At 69.6% G+C, this 17,231-nt stretch carries 11 protein-coding genes; 7 read left to right on the forward strand and 4 right to left on the reverse strand.

Translation table 11 applies throughout. The features are described from left to right. The first annotated feature begins 83 nt into the window (after positions 1-83). Complete coding sequence (locus GGQ63_RS15590) at positions 84-995, forward strand: glycosyltransferase family 2 protein (protein WP_183857444.1); 912 nt, start codon at positions 84-86, stop codon at positions 993-995. An 82-nt stretch (positions 996-1,077) separates the two neighbouring features. Here GGQ63_RS15590 and GGQ63_RS15595 read toward each other — a convergent pair whose 3' ends face one another. Together GGQ63_RS15595 and GGQ63_RS15600 are read right to left on the reverse strand one after the other, a co-directional pair. Further along, on the reverse strand, positions 1,078-3,375 hold the full coding sequence (locus tag GGQ63_RS15595; RefSeq protein WP_183857446.1) for an NADP-dependent malic enzyme: 2,298 nt from the start codon (positions 3,373-3,375) through the stop codon (positions 1,078-1,080). A 227-nt stretch (positions 3,376-3,602) separates the two neighbouring features. Next, entirely contained in the window at positions 3,603-4,712 is a 1,110-nt protein-coding gene (locus GGQ63_RS15600; protein ID WP_183857448.1) for a glycosyltransferase family protein, read from the reverse strand. Positions 4,713-4,896: 184 nt separating this feature from the next. Between GGQ63_RS15600 and mutS the strand changes: the two genes are divergently transcribed. The 4 genes from mutS (at position 4,897) to trpS (ending at position 13,670) form a co-directional block, all read left to right on the forward strand. Next, entirely contained in the window at positions 4,897-7,608 is a 2,712-nt protein-coding gene (gene mutS, locus GGQ63_RS15605; protein ID WP_246429805.1) for a DNA mismatch repair protein MutS, read from the forward strand. 347 nt (positions 7,609-7,955) lie between these two features. Beyond that, positions 7,956-10,757: a [protein-PII] uridylyltransferase gene (locus GGQ63_RS15610; protein ID WP_183857450.1), complete on the forward strand. Its 2,802-nt coding sequence runs from the start codon at positions 7,956-7,958 to the stop codon at positions 10,755-10,757. Between the two features lie 241 nt (positions 10,758-10,998). Beyond that, the gene (murJ, locus tag GGQ63_RS15615; protein WP_183857451.1) at positions 10,999-12,558 is read left to right on the forward strand and encodes a murein biosynthesis integral membrane protein MurJ; all 1,560 of its coding nucleotides are present in this window, start codon (positions 10,999-11,001) and stop codon (positions 12,556-12,558) included. A 71-nt stretch (positions 12,559-12,629) separates the two neighbouring features. Then, on the forward strand, positions 12,630-13,670 hold the full coding sequence (gene trpS / locus GGQ63_RS15620) for a tryptophan--tRNA ligase (RefSeq protein ID WP_183857453.1): 1,041 nt from the start codon (positions 12,630-12,632) through the stop codon (positions 13,668-13,670). On the opposite strand, the gene GGQ63_RS15625 is transcribed toward trpS, so the two are convergent. After that, positions 13,671-14,690 (reverse strand): adenosine kinase, encoded by a 1,020-nt coding sequence (locus GGQ63_RS15625; RefSeq protein WP_183857455.1) that lies wholly within the window; start codon positions 14,688-14,690, stop codon positions 13,671-13,673. Between the two features lie 172 nt (positions 14,691-14,862). Here GGQ63_RS15625 and GGQ63_RS15630 point away from each other — a divergent pair, with 172 nt between their 5' ends. Then, complete coding sequence (locus tag GGQ63_RS15630) at positions 14,863-15,540, forward strand: sulfate transporter family protein (RefSeq protein ID WP_183857457.1); 678 nt, start codon at positions 14,863-14,865, stop codon at positions 15,538-15,540. Between the two features lie 111 nt (positions 15,541-15,651). Next, positions 15,652-16,602 (forward strand): l-ornithine N(alpha)-acyltransferase, encoded by a 951-nt coding sequence (gene olsB, locus GGQ63_RS15635; protein WP_183857459.1) that lies wholly within the window; start codon positions 15,652-15,654, stop codon positions 16,600-16,602. Here olsB and GGQ63_RS15640 read toward each other — a convergent pair whose 3' ends face one another. Next, positions 16,603-17,229 (reverse strand): trimeric intracellular cation channel family protein, encoded by a 627-nt coding sequence (locus GGQ63_RS15640; protein ID WP_183857461.1) that lies wholly within the window; start codon positions 17,227-17,229, stop codon positions 16,603-16,605. Between the last annotated feature and the right edge of the window lie 2 nt (positions 17,230-17,231).

Genomic DNA, 17,231 nt, shown 5'->3' on the forward strand with positions numbered 1-17,231 from the left:
AGACGATCGGGCGAGATCCCACGTCTACAAAGACAATCCTTATAGTATATATAAAGATCTTGGTAATCGCCGGGGGACCCGCCTTGCCGGATCTCACTATCATTATTCCGACCTACAATCGCGGAGCAACCTTGCCGCGCGCGCTGGCGAGCGCCTTGACGCAGGACTCCGCCGATCTAGAGGTGATCGTCGTCGACGACGCCTCGACGGACCAGACCCGAGAGATCGTCTTGCGCACCAACGACGAGAGACTTCGCTATATTCGTCTCGCCGCGAAGTCAAACGGTAACGTTGCACGCAATATTGGGATTGCTTCCGCTCGGTCATCCCTTGTCGCTTTTCTCGATTCCGACGATGAGTTCCTCCCCGGACGAGCGTTACGCCTGGTCAATTTCTTTAGAAATAATGAAACTATCGGCTCTGTTCTCGACAGCTTTCAGATCGTCAACGGACAGGACATCGAGATCGCGAAGCAACCCAGCGCCCGCATGACGGGAAATGCGCTCGTCCACCTGCTCGTCTGCCATGCCCTGCCGCTCACCTGCTCCGCCATCGCAGCCCGGCGGGAGGCGCTGCGGGCGGTCGGCGGCTTCGATCCGAATCTCGTGCGGCAGCAGGATCGGGATCTTCTTCTGAAGCTCGCCCGCAGCCATGTCGTGGCGCTCGGCACGGCCGAGGACGTCGTCAAGCATCAGGGCTCCGACTCGATCTCGCGCCTTTCCACCGATTACGTGCACGGGCTCGACGAACTCGTCGCCCGTCATCCGGTGTTCCGCGAGCCGGGCTATCGCGATCTGCTCGCCTATCTGGCGGTACGGGTCGTGGTGAAGGCGCTTCTGAAGGGCGAGGTGCCCGTCGCATGGCGGGAGGGGCAGGCGCTGCTTCGTTCGGCGAGCCTGCCGAGAAGCCTGTTCGGCGCACTCGCGCGCTACCGCAAGGGCCGCCTGATCCGGCGCCACGCCGAGGCCGCCGCCGCCCTGATCGGCGGGCCGTGATCCGCCATGGCGGGCCGCACCCTCGTGCGCGGCCACGCAGAGCTCTCGCCGGGCGCGGCAGAGCGTAAGGGCGGCGGGCCGCTCACCCGCCGACGTTGAAGGCGGCGAGCGAGGCCATGTTGACGATGTCGCTGTCGCGCGCGCCGAGCGAGACGATCTGCACCGGCTTGTCGAGACCGACGAGCAGCGGGCCGATCACCGTCGCGCCGCCCAGCTCCTGCATCATCTTGGTCGAGATCGATGCGGAGTGGAACGCCGGCATGACGAGCACATTCGCCGGCGCCGAGAGGCGGCAGAACGGATAGAGCGCCATCACCTTCGGATTGAGCGCCACATCGGCCGCCATCTCGCCGTCGTACTCGAAATCGACGCGCCGCCGCTCGAGGATCTGCACCGCCTCGCGGACATGGCGCGAGCGCTCGCTCTCCGGCTGGCCGAAGGTCGAATAGGCGAGCATGGCGACGCGCGGCTCATAGCCGAGCCGGCGCGCGACGCCGGCCGCCTCGATGGCGATCTCGGCGAGTTCCTCGCCCGACGGCATGTCGTGCACCGCGGTGTCGGCGACGATCACCGCGCGGCCGCGGATCAGCACGATCGAGACGCCGATCACCCGGTGGCCCGGCCGCGGGTCGATGACGCGGCGGACGTCGGCGAGCGCCGTCGAATAGTTGCGGGTGATGCCGGTCACCATCGCATCCGCATCGCCGAGCGCCACCATGGTGGCGCCGAAATGGTTGCGGTCGGTGTTGATCAGGCGCTGCGCGTCGCGATGGAGATAGCCGTCCCGCTGCAGGCGGGCATAGAGGAACTCGATATAGTCGGCATTGCGGTGCGACAGGCGGGCATTGTGGATCTCGAGCCCGTCCTTGAGCTCGATGCCCGCCGAGGCCGCGGTGGCGCGGACGATGTCCTCGCGGCCGATCAGGATCGCCGTGCCGAGCTTCTGGTTCACGAAGGCGGCGGCGGCGCGGATCATCTGCTCCTCCTCGCCCTCGGCGAAGACGACCCGCTTCGGATTGCGCCGCACCCGCTCATAGATGCGGGTGAGCGTCGAGACGATCGGGTCGCGCCGGGCGGTGAGCTGCAGCCGATAGGCGTTGAAGTCGGCGATCGGCTTGCCGGCGACGCCCGAATCCATCGCCGCCCTGGCGACGGCGGCCGGGATCTCGGAGATCAGCCGCGGATCGAACGGAACCGGGATGATGTAGTTCGGCCCGAAGCGCGGCCGCACGCCCTGATAGGCGGCGGCGACCTCGTCGGGCACATCCTCGCGGGCGAGCGCGGCGAGCGCCTGCGCCGCCGCGATCTTCATCGGCTCGTTGATCGTCGTCGCCCGCACGTCGAGCGCGCCGCGGAAGATGTAGGGGAAGCCGAGCACGTTGTTGACCTGGTTCGGATAGTCCGAACGGCCGGTCGCCATGATCGCGTCGTCGCGCACCGACGCGACCTCCTCCGGCGTGATCTCCGGATCGGGATTGGCCATCGCGAAGATGATCGGCCGCGGGGCCATCGAGGCGACCATGTCCGGCGTCAGCGCGCCCTTCGCGGAGACGCCGAAGAAGATGTCGGCGCCTTTCATGGCGTCTTCGAGCGTGCGCGCCTCGGTGCGGGTCGCGTGCGCCGCCTTCCACTGGTTCATGCCCTCGGTACGGCCCTCATAGACCACGCCCTTGGTGTCGCAGAGCAGCACGTTCTCCGACGGCATGCCCATCGCCTTGACGAGTTCGATGCAGGCGATGCCGGCGGCGCCCGCGCCGTTGCAGACGAGACGCGTCGTCTTGATGTCGCGGCCGGTCAGATGCAGCGCGTTGAGCATGCCGGCGACCGCGATGATCGCCGTGCCGTGCTGATCGTCGTGGAAGACCGGAATGTCCATCAGCTCGCGCAGGCGGCTCTCGATGATGAAGCAGTCCGGCGCCTTGATGTCCTCGAGATTGATGCCGCCGAAGGACGGCCCGAGATAGCGCACCGAATTGACGAAGGCGTCGACGTCCTCGGTGTCGACCTCGAGATCGATCGCGTCGATGTCCGCGAAGCGCTTGAAGAGGACGGCCTTGCCTTCCATCACCGGCTTCGAGGCGAGCGGCCCGAGATTGCCGAGGCCGAGAATGGCGGTGCCGTTCGAGATCACCGCGACGAAATTACCCTTCGTCGTATAGTCGAAGGCGGCGGCGGGATTGGCCGCGATGGCCTTCACGGGCACGGCGACGCCGGGCGAATAGGCGAGCGAGAGGTCCCGCTGCGTCGCCATCGGCTTGGTCGGGCTGATCTCGAGCTTGCCGGGTCGTCCCTGGGCGTGGAAGGCGAGCGCTTCCTGATCGGTGAGCGCGGGGCCGGATTTCGCGGGCTTCTTGTCCGCGGCGTTGTCGGAGGCTGCCATGGGACTCCCGATTGCAGGGCGTTTCCGGAGAGGCGGCGCTGGCGCGTCGTTCTTCGTGAGGGGTTTTTTCGAGGGCCGGACGATACGCGAGCCCCCTCCCCCACCTCAAGGGCTTCGACGCCCGGCGGCGACGAAACTCTCTTGACGCGGGCGCAGGGTCGCGGCCGTGGCGGCGATGACGGAGAGAGACGGTGCAGCGCGGCCGCGGGCCGCGCCGGCATCCTGCTCTAGCTGCGCGGCCCGTGCCCCGAGGGGAAAGCCGTCGGCTCCTGCCGCGCCGCAGCGAAATGATCCTTCACGGTCGCCCAGGTCGAGAAGTTGCGCCGACCACTCCAGGGCCAAGCCCCGCCGAATCGGGGCGGATAGCCGAGATCGGCGAGGACATCGTCGAGGAAGGCCTGAAACCCCCGGCGCTGCGGGGCGAGCTTGGCGAGCGTCCTGTCGCGGACATGGCGCTTCGGGATCCGGCGTGCCCTGAGCGTATCGACGGCCTCGCGAATGGCCGTCTCGGTCGGCGGCGCGATCATGCAGAAGTCGGGATCGAAGAAGAAGTCGCGCCCCCCTGTGCTCGGCGTCGAGACGACCGGCAGGCCGGCGAGCATATATTCCATGCTCGAGAGCATGACGCCTTCGACCGGCGAGAGGCAAAGGCCGACCGCCGCGCTGTTGAGGGCCCGATTGACCTCCTCGGCGTCGAGGCCCTGGACGATCCCGTTCTCGACCCGGTTGAGGATACGATGGGCCGGACTGCGCGCCTCGATCAGTGTCTGGAGCCGGACGGCCTCGGTCTGGTCGCCGGCGGGATAATGGCGCGTCACATAGGCGACCCGGTCGATGCCGAAGGCGAGGTCGACCCGCTTGGACACGTCAAGGCGGGCATTGTAGACCGCGTCGAACGCTACCTCCGCGTCGTCGATCGGGAAGAAGAACCGCTCGGACACGGACAGATTGTGATTGAGAAGGAGGCCCTTCTCACCGAACCGCTCGAGCGAGTCGACCTCGTCCTGAGCGTTCGCCAGAAAGTGGACGCGATGCTCGGGAAACGCCCTGCGATAGGCCGCGACCCGCTCGACGGCCCGCTTGGAAGCGAAGCCGCCGTCGAAATGCCACGAGAAGTAGATCACGATCGCGGCAGGCTTGCGGCCGACGCGGCTGCCGAAGGCCCAGAGGTAGTCGGCCGATTCGGGCCAGACCAGCGTCGTGTGGATGATCGGCGGATCGACCGAAAGAACGAGACCGCTCGCCGAATCCCGCTCGAGCCAGGACGGCGCGCCGAGCCAGCGCCGGCCGAACTTGCGTGCCTTGATGGCCAGACGTTGGGTGGGGCCGGATGGCATCGTGATCCCCCGCCGCGCCGCGACGACTGCCGGGCGCCAGGATCGCCACTCAACAGACGATCGCAGCGGCACGCAACCCGATTGAAGCCGGCGCGACCGGGGCCGCATCCTTCCGGCGCGCAAAAGATGGGGAGCGGCGCCGGCCGCTCTGGAGGTCGCGACCGGTTCTGCTAGCCTCTGCGCCATGCTCGAGACCGCTCCGCCCGACCCGTCCGCTCCGCCGCGCGCCACGCCGATGATGGAGCAGTATATCGAGATCAAGGCCGCCAATCCGGGCTATCTGCTGTTCTACCGGATGGGCGACTTCTACGAGCTGTTCTTCCACGACGCCGAAGTGGCGAGCCGGGCGCTCGGCATCACGCTGACCAAGCGCGGCAAGCATCTCGGCGAGGACATCCCGATGTGCGGCGTACCGATCCACGCCGCCGAGGACTATCTCGAAAAGCTGATCGCGCTCGGTCACCGGGTGGCCGTCTGCGAGCAGCTCGAGGATCCGGCGGAAGCGAAGCGCCGCGGCTCGAAATCGGTGGTGAAGCGCGATGTCGTCCGGCTCGTCACCCCGGGCACGCTGACCGAGGAGCGCCTGCTCGACACGCGGCAGAGCAGCTTCCTCGCCGCGCTCGCCCGCAATCGCGGCGGCGGGGCCGACGGGGCCGACCGCCTGGCGCTCGCCTGGATCGACCTGTCGACCGGCGAGTTCCGGCTCGCCGGCACCGCGGCCGACAGGCTCGGCGCCGATCTCGCCCGCATCGAGCCGCGCGAGCTCGTCGCGCCCGACGGGCTGCTCGCCGACGAGACGCTCGGCCCGATCCTGCGCGGGCTGGGGCCGGCGCTCACCCCGCTGCCGGCCGCCTTCTTCGACGGCGCCACCGCGGCGGCCCGCCTCGCCGCCTTCTTCGGGGTCGAGACGCTCGACGGCTTCGGCACGTTCGAGCGGGTCGAGATCGCCGCGGCCGCCGCCGCGCTCGCCTATCTCGAGAAGACACAGATCGGCGAACGCCCGCGGCTCGCCCCGCCGACCCGCGAGGCGGACGGCGGCACGATGCTGATCGATGCCGCGACGCGCGCCAATCTCGAACTGTCGCGTACCCTGTCGGGCGAACGGCGCGGCAGCCTCGTCGCGACGATCGACCGCACGGTGACCGGCCCGGGCGCGCGCCTTCTCGCCGAGCGGATCGCCAGCCCCTCGACGGACCCCGAAATCATCGACCGCCGGCTCGACGCGATCGGCTTCCTGATCGCGGAGCCGCGGCTCCGCGAGCGGCTCAGGGCGATCCTTTCCGCCGCACCCGACATGGCGCGCGCCCTCTCCCGCCTCGCGCTCAACCGCGGTGGCCCGCGCGATCTCGCCGCCGTGCGCCTGGGCCTCGAGGCGGCGGCCGATGTCGCCGCGGCGCTCGCCGGCGTTGTCGCGCCCGACGAACTCGCCGCGGCGGCAGAGAAGCTCGGCGCGGTCCCGGCCGGGCTCGCGGCCCTGCTCGCCGGAGCCCTCGCCGACGAATTGCCGCTCCTGAAGCGCGACGGCGGCTTCGTGCGGCGGGGCCATCTCGCGGCGCTCGACGAGGCGCGGGCGCTGCGCGACGAGAGCCGCCGTGTCATTGCCGGCCTGCAGGCCGACTATGCCGAGGACACCGGCGTCAAGGCGCTGAAGATCAAGCACAACAATGTGCTCGGCTATTTCATCGAGGTGGCGCAGGCGCATGGCGAAAGGCTGATCTCGGCGGAGTTCGCCGGCCGCTACATCCATCGCCAGACGATGGCGGGCGCGATGCGCTTCACCACCACCGCGCTCGCCGAGCTGGAGGCGAAGATCGCCTCGGCCGGCGACCGGGCGCTGGCGCTCGAACTCGAGGCGTTCGAGGCGCTCGCCGCCGAGGTGGTGGCGGCGGGCGACGCGGTCCGGGCCGCCGCCGCCGCGCTCGCGACGGTCGACGTCGCCGCCGCGCTCGCAACCCTCGCCGAGGTCGGCGGCTGGTGCCGGCCGGAGGTCGACCGCTCGCTCGCCTTCGCGGTCGAGGGCGGCCGCCATCCGGTCGTCGAGGCGGCGCTCGCCGCCGAGGGCGGCGAGGCCTTCGTCGCCAATGACTGCGATCTCTCGGCCCCGGACGGCGAGGAGGCCGGCCGGCTGTGGCTGATCACCGGGCCGAACATGGCCGGCAAATCGACCTTCCTGCGCCAGAACGCGCTCGTCGCCGTGCTCGCCCAGGCGGGCTCCTACGTCCCGGCTCGGGCGGCGCGGATCGGCGTCGTCGACCGGCTGTTCTCGCGCGTCGGCGCGGCGGACGATCTCGCCCGCGGCCGCTCGACCTTCATGGTCGAGATGGTCGAGACGGCGGCGATCCTCAACCAGGCGACGACGCGCTCGCTCGTCGTGCTCGACGAAATCGGCCGCGGCACGGCGACCTTCGACGGGCTGTCGATCGCCTGGGCGGCGATCGAGCATCTGCACGACGTCAACCGCTCGCGGGCGCTGTTCGCGACGCATTATCACGAGCTCACCGCGCTCGCGACGCGGCTCGGCCGGGTCGAGAATGCGACGGTGCGTGTGCGGGAATGGCAGGGCGACGTCGTCTTCCTGCACGAGATCGTGCCCGGCGCAGCCGATCGCTCCTACGGCATCCAGGTGGCGAAGCTCGCCGGCCTGCCGGCGCCGGTGATCGCGCGCGCCCGCGCCGTGCTCGAAAAGCTCGAGGAGGGCGACCGCCGCTCGCCGGCGCAGGCGCTCGTCGACGATTTGCCGCTCTTCGCCGCACGGCCGGCTCCCGCCCCGCCGCCGCAGAGGGCCGGGCCCGACCCGCTCGAGGCGGCGCTCGACGCGCTCGCCCCGGACGATCTGACCCCGCGCGAGGCGCTCGAGGCGCTCTATCGGCTGAAGGCGCTCCGGCCGCGGGGCTGACCGTCGCTGTGGCGGCGGCGACGCTTCGCCGCCCCGCCACCACCGCGACGGCGGCCGGCTCGGACCACGCTGGCGTGTTCCCTGCCGGCCCGGTCCACGCGGCCGGCAGAGGTCTCAGAGCGGCTCTCCCGCCGGCTCGATCGCCTCGTCCCTTGCCTTGGCGCGCGGCTCCGGCCAGAACTGGGGCTCGACGTTCCCGGTTGCGACGGAGAAGTCCGGCCCTCGATGTCCCCACATTGGCTTTCACGACCCGGCGCAACCCCTCCGCGCGATGCGGAAGCGGCCCTTTCGCCCCGACCGACGATGCGAACCGCCGTCCCGGCGGCGCGCTGCTTCGGGAGGACCCGATGAGCGACGTCTCCCCGCTCGTCGATGGCGACGGGCTCACGGCGGGCCTGTCGCGGATCGCCGCCGGCGCCGGCAAGGCCGAGGCGCGCGCCGCGCTGCTCGCGCATCTGAAGACCCGCCTGAAGGACGGCCGCGCCGAGGCGGAGCGCCGCCTGCTCGCGGGAACGCGCGGCAGCGGCCGGCACTGCGCGCGGGCGCTGTCCGACCTCCAGGACGGCATCATCCGCTTGCTCTACGAGGTAGCGGTGGGCCAGGTCTATCCGGCCGAGAACCCCTCCAATGCCGAGCGGATGGCCGTGGTGGCGGTCGGCGGCTATGGCCGCGGCATGCTCGCGCCGGGCTCCGACATCGACCTGCTCTTCCTCCTCCCCTACAAACAGACCCCCTGGGGCGAGAGCGTCGTCGAGTTCATCCTCTATATGCTCTGGGATCTCGGCCTGAAGGTCGGCCATGCGACGCGCAGCGTCGACGAGTGCATCCGCCTCGCCCGCACCGACATGACGATCCGCACGGCGATCCTCGAAGCCCGCTTCCTGTGGGGCGAGGAGGCGCTGTTCAGGGACCTGTCGCGCCGCTTCGACGGCGAGGTGGTGAAGGGAACGGCGGCCGAGTTCGCCGCCGCGAAGCTCGCCGAGCGCGACGACCGGCACAAGCGGCAAGGCGCGTCGCGCTATGTCGTCGAGCCGAACGTGAAGGAGGGCAAGGGCGGCCTGCGCGACCTCCACACCCTGTTCTGGATCGCCAAATACGTCTATCGGCTCGGGCCCGCCGACGCCAAGGCGCGCGACGAGCTGGCGGCCGCCGGCGTGTTCAGCCGCGACGAGCTCGCGCTTTTCCACCGCGCCGAGGATTTCCTCTGGGCGGTGCGCTGCCACCTCCATTTCCTGACCGGCAAGGCGGAGGAGCGGCTCTCCTTCGACGTCCAGCGCGACATGGCGATGCGGCTCGGCTACACGGCGCATCCGGGCCTGCGCGACGTCGAACGCTTCATGAAGCATTACTTCCTGGTCGCCAAGGACGTCGGCGATCTGACCCGTATCTTCTGCGCCGCACTCGAGGAACAGCACGTCAAGGCGGCGCCGCGGCTCAATCGCTTCTTTGCCGCCCTGCCCGGACGGCGCAAGAAATTCTCCGGCTCGAAGGATTTCGTCGTCGAGCATGATCGGATCAACATCGCATCCGACGCGGTGTTCGAGAACGATCCGGTCAATCTGATCCGGATCTTCCATCACGCCGACCGTTACAATCTCGCCTTCCACCCCGATGCGATGAAGCGCGTGACGCGCTCGCTCAAGCTGATCGACGCGAAGCTGCGGGAGAATCCGGAGGCGAACCGGCTGTTCCTCGAACTCGTCGCCTCGAAGAACCAGCCCGAGATCGTGCTGCGGCGGATGAACGAGGCGGGTGTGCTCGGCCGGTTCATACCAGATTTTGGCCGCATCGTCGCGATGATGCAGTTCAACATGTATCATCACTACACGGTGGACGAGCACCTCATCCGCTCGATCGGCATCCTCGCCGAGATCGAACGCGGCGAGCTCGGCGGCGAGCACCCGCTCGCCAACGAGATCATTCCCGGCATCCAGGACCGCGTCGTGCTCTATGTCGCGCTGTTCCTGCACGACATCGCCAAGGGGCGGCCGGAGGATCATTCGATCGCCGGCGCCAAGGTGGCGCGCAAGCTCTGCCCGCGGCTCGGCCTGTCGCCGGCGCAGACCGAAACCGTCGCCTGGCTGATCGAGCATCACCTGCTGATGAGCATGACGGCGCAGTCGCGCGATCTCGGCGACCGCAAGACGATCCTCGATTTCGCCGCCGTCGTGCAGAGCCTCGAGCGGCTGAAGCTCCTGCTCATCCTGACCGTCGCCGACATCAAGGCGGTCGGCCCGGGCGTGTGGAACGGCTGGAAGGGCCAGCTCCTGCGCACCCTCTATTACGAGACCGAGCCGCTGCTCTCCGGCGGGCACAGCCAGGTCTCGCGCGACCGCCGCGTCGCCGCCGCAAAGACCGAGCTCGACCGCGCCCTCGCCGAGGGCGGCTGGAGCGAGGCCGAGCGGCGCGCCTATGTCGAACGGCACTATTCGGCCTATTGGGTGCGGGTCGATCTCGCCCGCAAGATCGCGCACGCCAATCTGGTGCGCGACGCCGAGCGGACCGGCAAGACGCTCGCCACCGCCGTCGCGACGCGGACCTTCGAGGCGGTCACCGAGATCACCGTGCTCGCGCCCGACCACCCGCGCCTGCTCTCGGTGATGGCCGGCGCCTGCACGGCGGCGGGCTGCAACATCGTCGATGCGCAGATCTTCACCACCACGGACGGCCTCGCCCTCGACACGATCGCGATCACCCGCGAGTTCGACCTCGACGAGGACGAACTGCGCCGCGCGACCAAGGTGAGCGGCCTGATCGAGGACGCGCTGTCCGGCACCGTACAACTGCCCGAGATCATCGCCCGGCGGGCGAAGCCGCGGGCGCGGCTGAAGCCCTTCTCGGTCGAGACGCGCATCCTCGTCGACAACTCCTGGTCGAACGCCTACACGGTCATCGAAGCCTCCGGCATCGACCGGCCGGGCCTCCTCTACGACCTCACCCGCTCGCTCTCGGACCTCAACCTCAACATCGCCTCGGCCCACATCGCCACCTTCGGCGAGCGGGCCGTGGACGTCTTCTACGTCACCGACCTGATGGGCCAGCGCATCAAGCGGGCGAGCCGCGAAGCCTCGATCCGCCGGCGGCTGGAAGAGGTGTTCGCCGGCGAGATGCCGGCCGACAAGCCGGTGGCGAAGGCGAAGGCCGGGTGATGGAGCGCTCGTTCTTTCCGGGTCCGGCCCGTCCATCCGTCATTCCGGCCTCCGGGCCGGAATCCATGATCGTTCCGGTTCGAGCAAGCGCTCGGCCAGCTCCGATCGTTCCCGTGGCGACGGCGCGCTTCTGCGCCCAGCCTCACGATCATGGACCCCGGCACGGAGGCCGGGGTGAAGGTTGTGGGGGGAGGAGAGGGCAAAGCCGACCTGTCACCGTCCTCGAAAGCCCGGCCGGCCCATGTCGCTCCTGAAGAATTTCGTCACCGTCGGCGGCGCGACCGCGTCGAGCCGGGTGCTCGGCTTCGTGCGCGATTCCTTCATGGCCGCCGCGGTCGGTACCGGGCCGGTCGCCGACGCCTTCCTCGTCGCCTTCCGCTTCCCCAACCTCTTCCGCCGGCTGTTCGCGGAAGGCGCCTTCTCCTCCGCCTTCATCCCGCTCTTTGCGAAGACGCTGGAGGGCGAGGGCGCCGCCGAGGCGCGGCGCTTCGGCTCGGAGGCGCTCGCCGCCCTCCTCGCCGTGCTGATCGCCGTCACGGTCGTGGCCGAGATCGCCATGGTGCCGCTGATGTATGTGATGGCGCCCGGCTTCGCCGCCGACCCGGAGAAGTTCGATCTGTCGGTGCTCCTGACCCGGATCGCCTTCCCCTATCTGACGCTCATCTCGCTGACCGCGCTCTATTCCGGCGTGCTCAATGCCGGCGGCCGCTTCGCCGCCGCGGCCTCGGCGCCCGCCCTCCTCAACATCGTCTTCGTCGGCGCGCTCGCCTGGGTGATCCTCGACGGCCACAGCAACACCGCGACGGCGGGCATCGCGCTCTCCTGGGCGACGCTCGTCGGCGGCCTGCTGCAGCTCGCCGTCGTGGTCGTCGCGAGCCGCCGGGCCGGGCTCGGCCTGCGCCTCGTGCGGCCGCGCATCACGCCCGGGGTCAAACGGCTCGCCGCGCTCGCCCTGCCGGGCGTCGTCTCGGGCGGCGTCACCCAGATCAACATCGTGATCGGCACGATCATCGCCTCGCTGGCGCCCGGCGCGGTCTCCTACCTCTATTACGCCGACCGCATCTACCAGCTGCCGCTCGGCATCGTCGGGGCGACCATCGCGGTCGTCATGTTGCCCGACCTCGCCCGCCAGATCCGCGCCGGCCGCGACGATCTCGTCCATCACACCCAGAACCGCAGCCTCGAATTCGCCATGGCGCTCACCGTCCCGGCGGCGATCGCGCTCGTGGTGATCGCGACTCCGGTGGTGCAGGTGCTCTATCAGCGCGGCGCCTTCACCGCGGCCGATACGCGGGAGACCGCGGCGGCGCTGATCGCCTTCTCGGTCGGCCTGCCCTCCTTCGTGCTGATCAAGGTGTTCTCGCCCGCCTTCTACGCCCGCGAGGACACCAAGACGCCGATGTGGTTCGCGGCGGTCGGCATGGTCGTCAATGTGGTGCTGTCGCTCGCTCTCTTCCCCTTCCTCGCCCATGTCGGCATCGCGATCGCGACGAGCGTCGCCGGCTGGGCGAACGCGATCCTGCTCGGCGCGACGCTGTGGCGGCGGGGCCAGCTCGTTCCGGACCGGGCGGTGACGCGCAACCTGCCGCTCGTCGTCGCGGCCTCCGCGGTGATGGGCGCCGTGGTGTTCGGGGGTGGCCTGCTCGCCGAGCCCTGGTTCGCCGACGGCCGCGTGCTGTGGCGGGCCGGCGCGATGGCGGTGCTGTGCGGCGCCGGGCTGCTCGTTTACGCCGTGCTCGTCCAGCTCGCCGGGGTGATGGATTTCCGCCGGGTGGTGAAGGCGGCGCTCCGCCGGCGGTGAGGCGCGCGCCTTGCGCTTCTCACCCCGCCGTGCCAAGAGGCGCCGCTTTCCACCCTCCGGAACCGCGTGCCATGACCGACTTCCACCCTCGCGTCTTTTCGGGCGTCCAGCCCACCGGCAATCTGCACCTCGGCAACTATCTCGGCGCGATCAAGAACTTCGTCGCGCTGCAGGAGAGCCACGAGTGCATCTATTGCGTCGTCGACATGCACGCGATCACCGTCTGGCAGGAGCCGAACGAGCTCGCCCGCCAGATCCGCGAGGTGACGGCGGCCTTCGTCGCCGCGGGCATCGACCCCGAGAAGCACGTCGTCTTCAACCAGAGCCAGGTTTCGGCCCATGCCGAACTCGCCTGGATCTTCAACTGCGTCGCGCGCATCGGCTGGATGAACCGCATGACGCAGTTCAAGGACAAGGCGGGCAAGGACCGCGAGAACGCCTCGCTCGGCCTGCTCGCCTATCCGAGCCTGATGGCGGCCGACATCCTCGCCTACAAGGCGACCCACGTTCCGGTCGGCGAGGACCAGAAGCAGCATCTCGAGCTGACCCGCGACATCGCCCAGAAGTTCAACAACGACTTCGCGGAATCGATCGCGGCCAAAGGTTTCGGCGAGGCCTATTTCCCGCTCACCGAGCCGCTGATCTCGGGACCCGCGACGCGCATCATGAGCCTGCGCGACGGCACGAAGAAGATGTCGAAATCGGACCCGTCCGACAATTCGCGCATCAACCTGACGGACGACGCCGACACGATCGCGCAGAAGATCCGGCGCGCCAAGACCGATCCCGAGCCGCTCTCGACCGAGCTCGAGGGGCTGAAGGCGCGGCCCGAGGCCGACAATCTCGTCGGCATCTACGCCGCGCTCGCCGGCCTTTCGAAGGAAGCCGTGATCGCCGAATGGGGCGGGCAGCAGTTCTCGGCCTTCAAGCCGGCGCTCGCCGAACTCGCGGTCGACAGACTCGCGCCGATCGCCGGCGAGATGAGGCGCCTGATGGCCGATCCGGGCCATATCGACGCGCTGCTCGGCGCCGGTGCGGCCCGGGCGGCGGCGATCGCCACCCCGGTGCTCGACGGCGTCAAGGACGTCGTCGGCTTCGTCCGCTCGCGCTGATCACGCGGTGACGGCGTCCGGCAGGACGAACCCGTTCTGCCGGGCGAGATCGGCGAGCGAGGTCGCCGGCCGCGGCCCGATATGGGAGATCACCTCGCCGCCGGCGAGCGCGCCGAGTTCCGCCGCGGTGACGAGATCGAGCCCGCGCGACAGGGCATAGAGGAAGCCGGCGGCGTAGAGGTCGCCGGCGCCCGTCGTGTCGATCACCCGCTCGACGGTCGTCGCCGGCACCTGGACGATGCCGTCGGACGACACGACGAAGGAGCCCTCCGCCCCGACCGTGACGGCGGCGAGCTTGCAGTCGGCCTTGAGCGCATCGAGCGCCGTCGAGAAGCTCGAGGTCTGGTAGAGCGACTTCACCTCGACCTCGTTCGCGAACAGGATGTCGATCGTGCCGTCGCGCACCATCGACAGGAACTCGCCGCGGAAGCGATCGACGCAGAACGGGTCGGAAAGGGTGAGCGAGACCTTGCGGCCGGCGCCATGGGCGATCTTCGCCGCCTTGAAGAAGGCGTCGCGGGCGCTCGGCGCATCCCACAGGAAGCCCTCGAAATAGGTGATCGCGGTCGCGGCGACGACCTCGGCATCGACATCCTCCGGCCCGAGCAGATGGCAGGCGCCGAGATAGGTGTTCATGGTGCGCTCGCCGTCCGGCGTGATCAGGATCACGCAGCGCGCCGTCGGCAGTCCGCCCTCGAGCGGAGCGACGTCGAAGCGGGCACCGATCGAGCGGATGTCGTGGGTGTAGACGCGGCCGAGCTCGTCGGCGGCGACCTTGCCGACGAAGACGCAGCGCCCGCCGAGCGAGGCAACGCCGGCCACCGTATTGCCGGCCGAGCCGCCCGACGCCTCGATCGCCGGACCGATCACCGAATAGAGCCGGTTCGATTCCTCGAGATCGACCAGGCGCATCGTGCCCTTGACCAGGTTCTGGCGGACCAGGAAGTCGTCCTCGGCGCGGGCGAGAATGTCGACGATCGCATTGCCCATGCCGAGCACGTCGAAGCGGGGTTCCGTCATGAGGGAAGGGGATCCGGTTGCGGCGGCGCGGAGCGCCGCGGGTCGAGAAGCTGAGGGGGCGAACGGGCGGACTATACAGGCGAGGCGGGCGACCGCAACCGCGACCGCCGCCGAGGCTTGCGGCGGGCTGACGGCACGCTTAACTGCGACCCGTTGAGCCGGAGCCCCGCCGATGATCGCCGCCGCCTTCGCCGCCCTCTCCGACATTCTGCGGCCGGAGTTCCGCGCCGTGCTGTGGAAGTCGATCGGCCTCACCATCGCCCTCCTCGTCGTGGTCTGGCTGGCGCTCGAGAGCTTTCTCGTCTGGCTCGTCGATACCGGCAGCTGGCCCTGGCTCGCGACCGCGATCGCCATCCTCACCGGCATCGGCCTCCTGATCGGACTCGGCCTCCTCGTCGCACCGGTGACGGCGCTCTTCGCCGGCCTCTTCACCGACGAGATCGCCGGCCTCGTCGAGCGGCGGCACTATCCGCAGGATCCGCCCGGCCGCGACCTGCCCCTCGGACAGAGCCTTCTCGGCACGCTCGCCTTCACCCTCGTGGTGATCGGCGTCAACCTCGTCTGCCTGATCCTGCTTCTCGTGCCCGGCGTCAATCTCGTCGCCTTCCTGATCGGCAATGGCTATCTGCTCGGCCGGGAGTATTTCGAGGCCGCCGCGGTGCGGTTCCGCCCGCGCGAGGAGGCGCGGGCGCTGCGCGGCCGGCACGGCCCGACGATCTTCCTCGCCGGACTCGTCATCGGCCTCTTCGTCGCCATCCCGATCGTCAATCTCGCTGCGCCGCTCTTCGCCACCGCCTTCATGGTGCATCTCCACAAGCGTCTCACCGGCTCCCTGCCGGCCGCCTCCTGAGTGGAACGCGCTGCGACGCCGGCAAAGCGGCTGTCACCGAACTGTCCGAATTGTATGGTTAGTCGCATCAAGGGTCGCCCGCTCGAATCATCGCGCGACCAGGAGGGGCATATGGCGAGAAACGGCCTCGAGGCCGCCCGTCGGTTGATCCGCCTGCCGGCGGCGATCGGCGCTTTGCCGGCACTGCAGAACTGGCGACCGGACAATATCCGCCTTCCCGGCGCGAAGCTCTCGAAGCGCGAGCGGTTTTCCGCCGCCACCGGCACGCTCGGCCGGATCGGCGCGCTCGAGGTGCGGCTCGCCGAATCGCCGGCGGAAGTGAAAGACGCGCAGCGGCTCCGCTATCGGGTGTTCTATCAGGAGATGTCGGCGATCGCCGATGCGCGCACGCTCGTCTCCGGCCGCGACCGCGACGTCTTCGACAAGTTCTGCGACCATCTGCTCGTCATCGACCACGACCGCATCGCCCCGAACGGCCGGCCGATGATCGTCGGCACCTACCGGCTCTTGCGCCAGAGCGTCGCCGACCGGTTCGGCGGATTCTATACCGCGGCGGAATTCGACATCGCGCCGCTGATCGAGCGCCATCCCGGGCTCAACTTCCTCGAGCTCGGCCGCTCCTGCGTGCTCGCGCCGTACCGCACCAAGCGAACCGTCGAACTGCTCTGGCACGGCATCTGGGCCTATGTCCGGGCGCACGGCATCGACGTGATGATCGGCTGCGCCTCGCTCGAGGGGACCGATCCGAGCCGGCTCGCCCTGCCGCTCTCCTTCCTCCACCACCATGCCCGGGCGCCGGAAGACTGGCGCGTCTCGGCGATCGCCGGCCGCAAGGTGGTGATGAACCGGATGGCGCCGGAGGCGATGGACGGCAAGGCCGCGCTGCACGCTTTGCCCCCGCTCATCAAGGGCTATCTGCGGCTCGGCGCCTATATCGGCGAGGGGGCCGTCGTCGACCACCAGTTCGGCACGACCGACGTGCTGGTCGTGCTGCCCGTCTCGGCGATCAATGCACGCTACGTCAACCATTACGGCGCCGAAGCGACGCGCTACGCCGCCTGATCAGACCGGGCGGCCGGGACGCGAGCGATAGGTCGGCAGCGTCCAGCCGAAATGGAGCGCTCCGGCGCGGACGAGGAAACAGGCCGCCGCGCCGGCGAGTGCGGCGGGCCAGAACGGCACGCCGAACTCGACCAGCCCGACGAAGAGGCCCGCGCCGGCGAGCGTCGCCGTGACATAGATCTCCTTGCGCATCAGGACGCTCGGCTCGCCGGCGAGCACATCGCGCAGGATGCCGCCGAAGGTCGCCGTCACCATGCCGAGCAGGATCGCGGCGAGCGGGCTCGCCGCCGCTTCGAGCGCCCGCGCCGCGCCGAGTACGCAATAACCCGCTATGCCGACCGCATCCGCCCAGAGCAGCAGGCGGTAGCGCGACTCGACCAGATGGGCGGTGAAGAAGACCGCGGCGGCAACCGCAATGCAGAGCGCGACGGGCGTCGGCTGGGCGATCCAGAACACCGTCCGGCCGAGCAGGAGGTCGCGCACCGTGCCGCCGCCGACGCCGGTCAGCGCCGCGAGGAAGGCGAAGCCGACCGGATCGAGCTGGCGCCGCGACGCGGCGAGCGCCCCGGTCGCGGCGAAGACGGCGACGCCGACGAGATCGAGAACCGCGAGGGGCGTCGCATCCATCG

It is taken from the genome of Prosthecomicrobium pneumaticum (assembly GCF_014199915.1).
Classification (GTDB): domain Bacteria; phylum Pseudomonadota; class Alphaproteobacteria; order Rhizobiales; family Kaistiaceae; genus Prosthecomicrobium; species Prosthecomicrobium pneumaticum.

Bases quoted from the DNA above. Each gene is read 5' to 3' on its own strand.
- GGQ63_RS15595 (WP_183857446.1), bottom strand. From the start codon at position 3,375: ATGGCAGCCTCCGACAACGCCGCGGACAAGAAGCCCGCGAAATCCGGC.
- GGQ63_RS15600 (WP_183857448.1), bottom strand. From the start codon at position 4,712: ATGCCATCCGGCCCCACCCAACGTCTGGCCATCAAGGCACGCAAGTTC.
- mutS (WP_246429805.1), top strand. From the start codon at position 4,897: ATGCTCGAGACCGCTCCGCCCGACCCGTCCGCTCCGCCGCGCGCCACG.
- GGQ63_RS15610 (WP_183857450.1), top strand. From the start codon at position 7,956: ATGAGCGACGTCTCCCCGCTCGTCGATGGCGACGGGCTCACGGCGGGC.
- murJ (WP_183857451.1), top strand. From the start codon at position 10,999: ATGTCGCTCCTGAAGAATTTCGTCACCGTCGGCGGCGCGACCGCGTCG.
- trpS (WP_183857453.1), top strand. From the start codon at position 12,630: ATGACCGACTTCCACCCTCGCGTCTTTTCGGGCGTCCAGCCCACCGGC.
- GGQ63_RS15625 (WP_183857455.1), bottom strand. From the start codon at position 14,690: ATGACGGAACCCCGCTTCGACGTGCTCGGCATGGGCAATGCGATCGTC.
- GGQ63_RS15630 (WP_183857457.1), top strand. From the start codon at position 14,863: ATGATCGCCGCCGCCTTCGCCGCCCTCTCCGACATTCTGCGGCCGGAG.
- olsB (WP_183857459.1), top strand. From the start codon at position 15,652: ATGGCGAGAAACGGCCTCGAGGCCGCCCGTCGGTTGATCCGCCTGCCG.
- GGQ63_RS15640 (WP_183857461.1), bottom strand. From the start codon at position 17,229: ATGGATGCGACGCCCCTCGCGGTTCTCGATCTCGTCGGCGTCGCCGTC.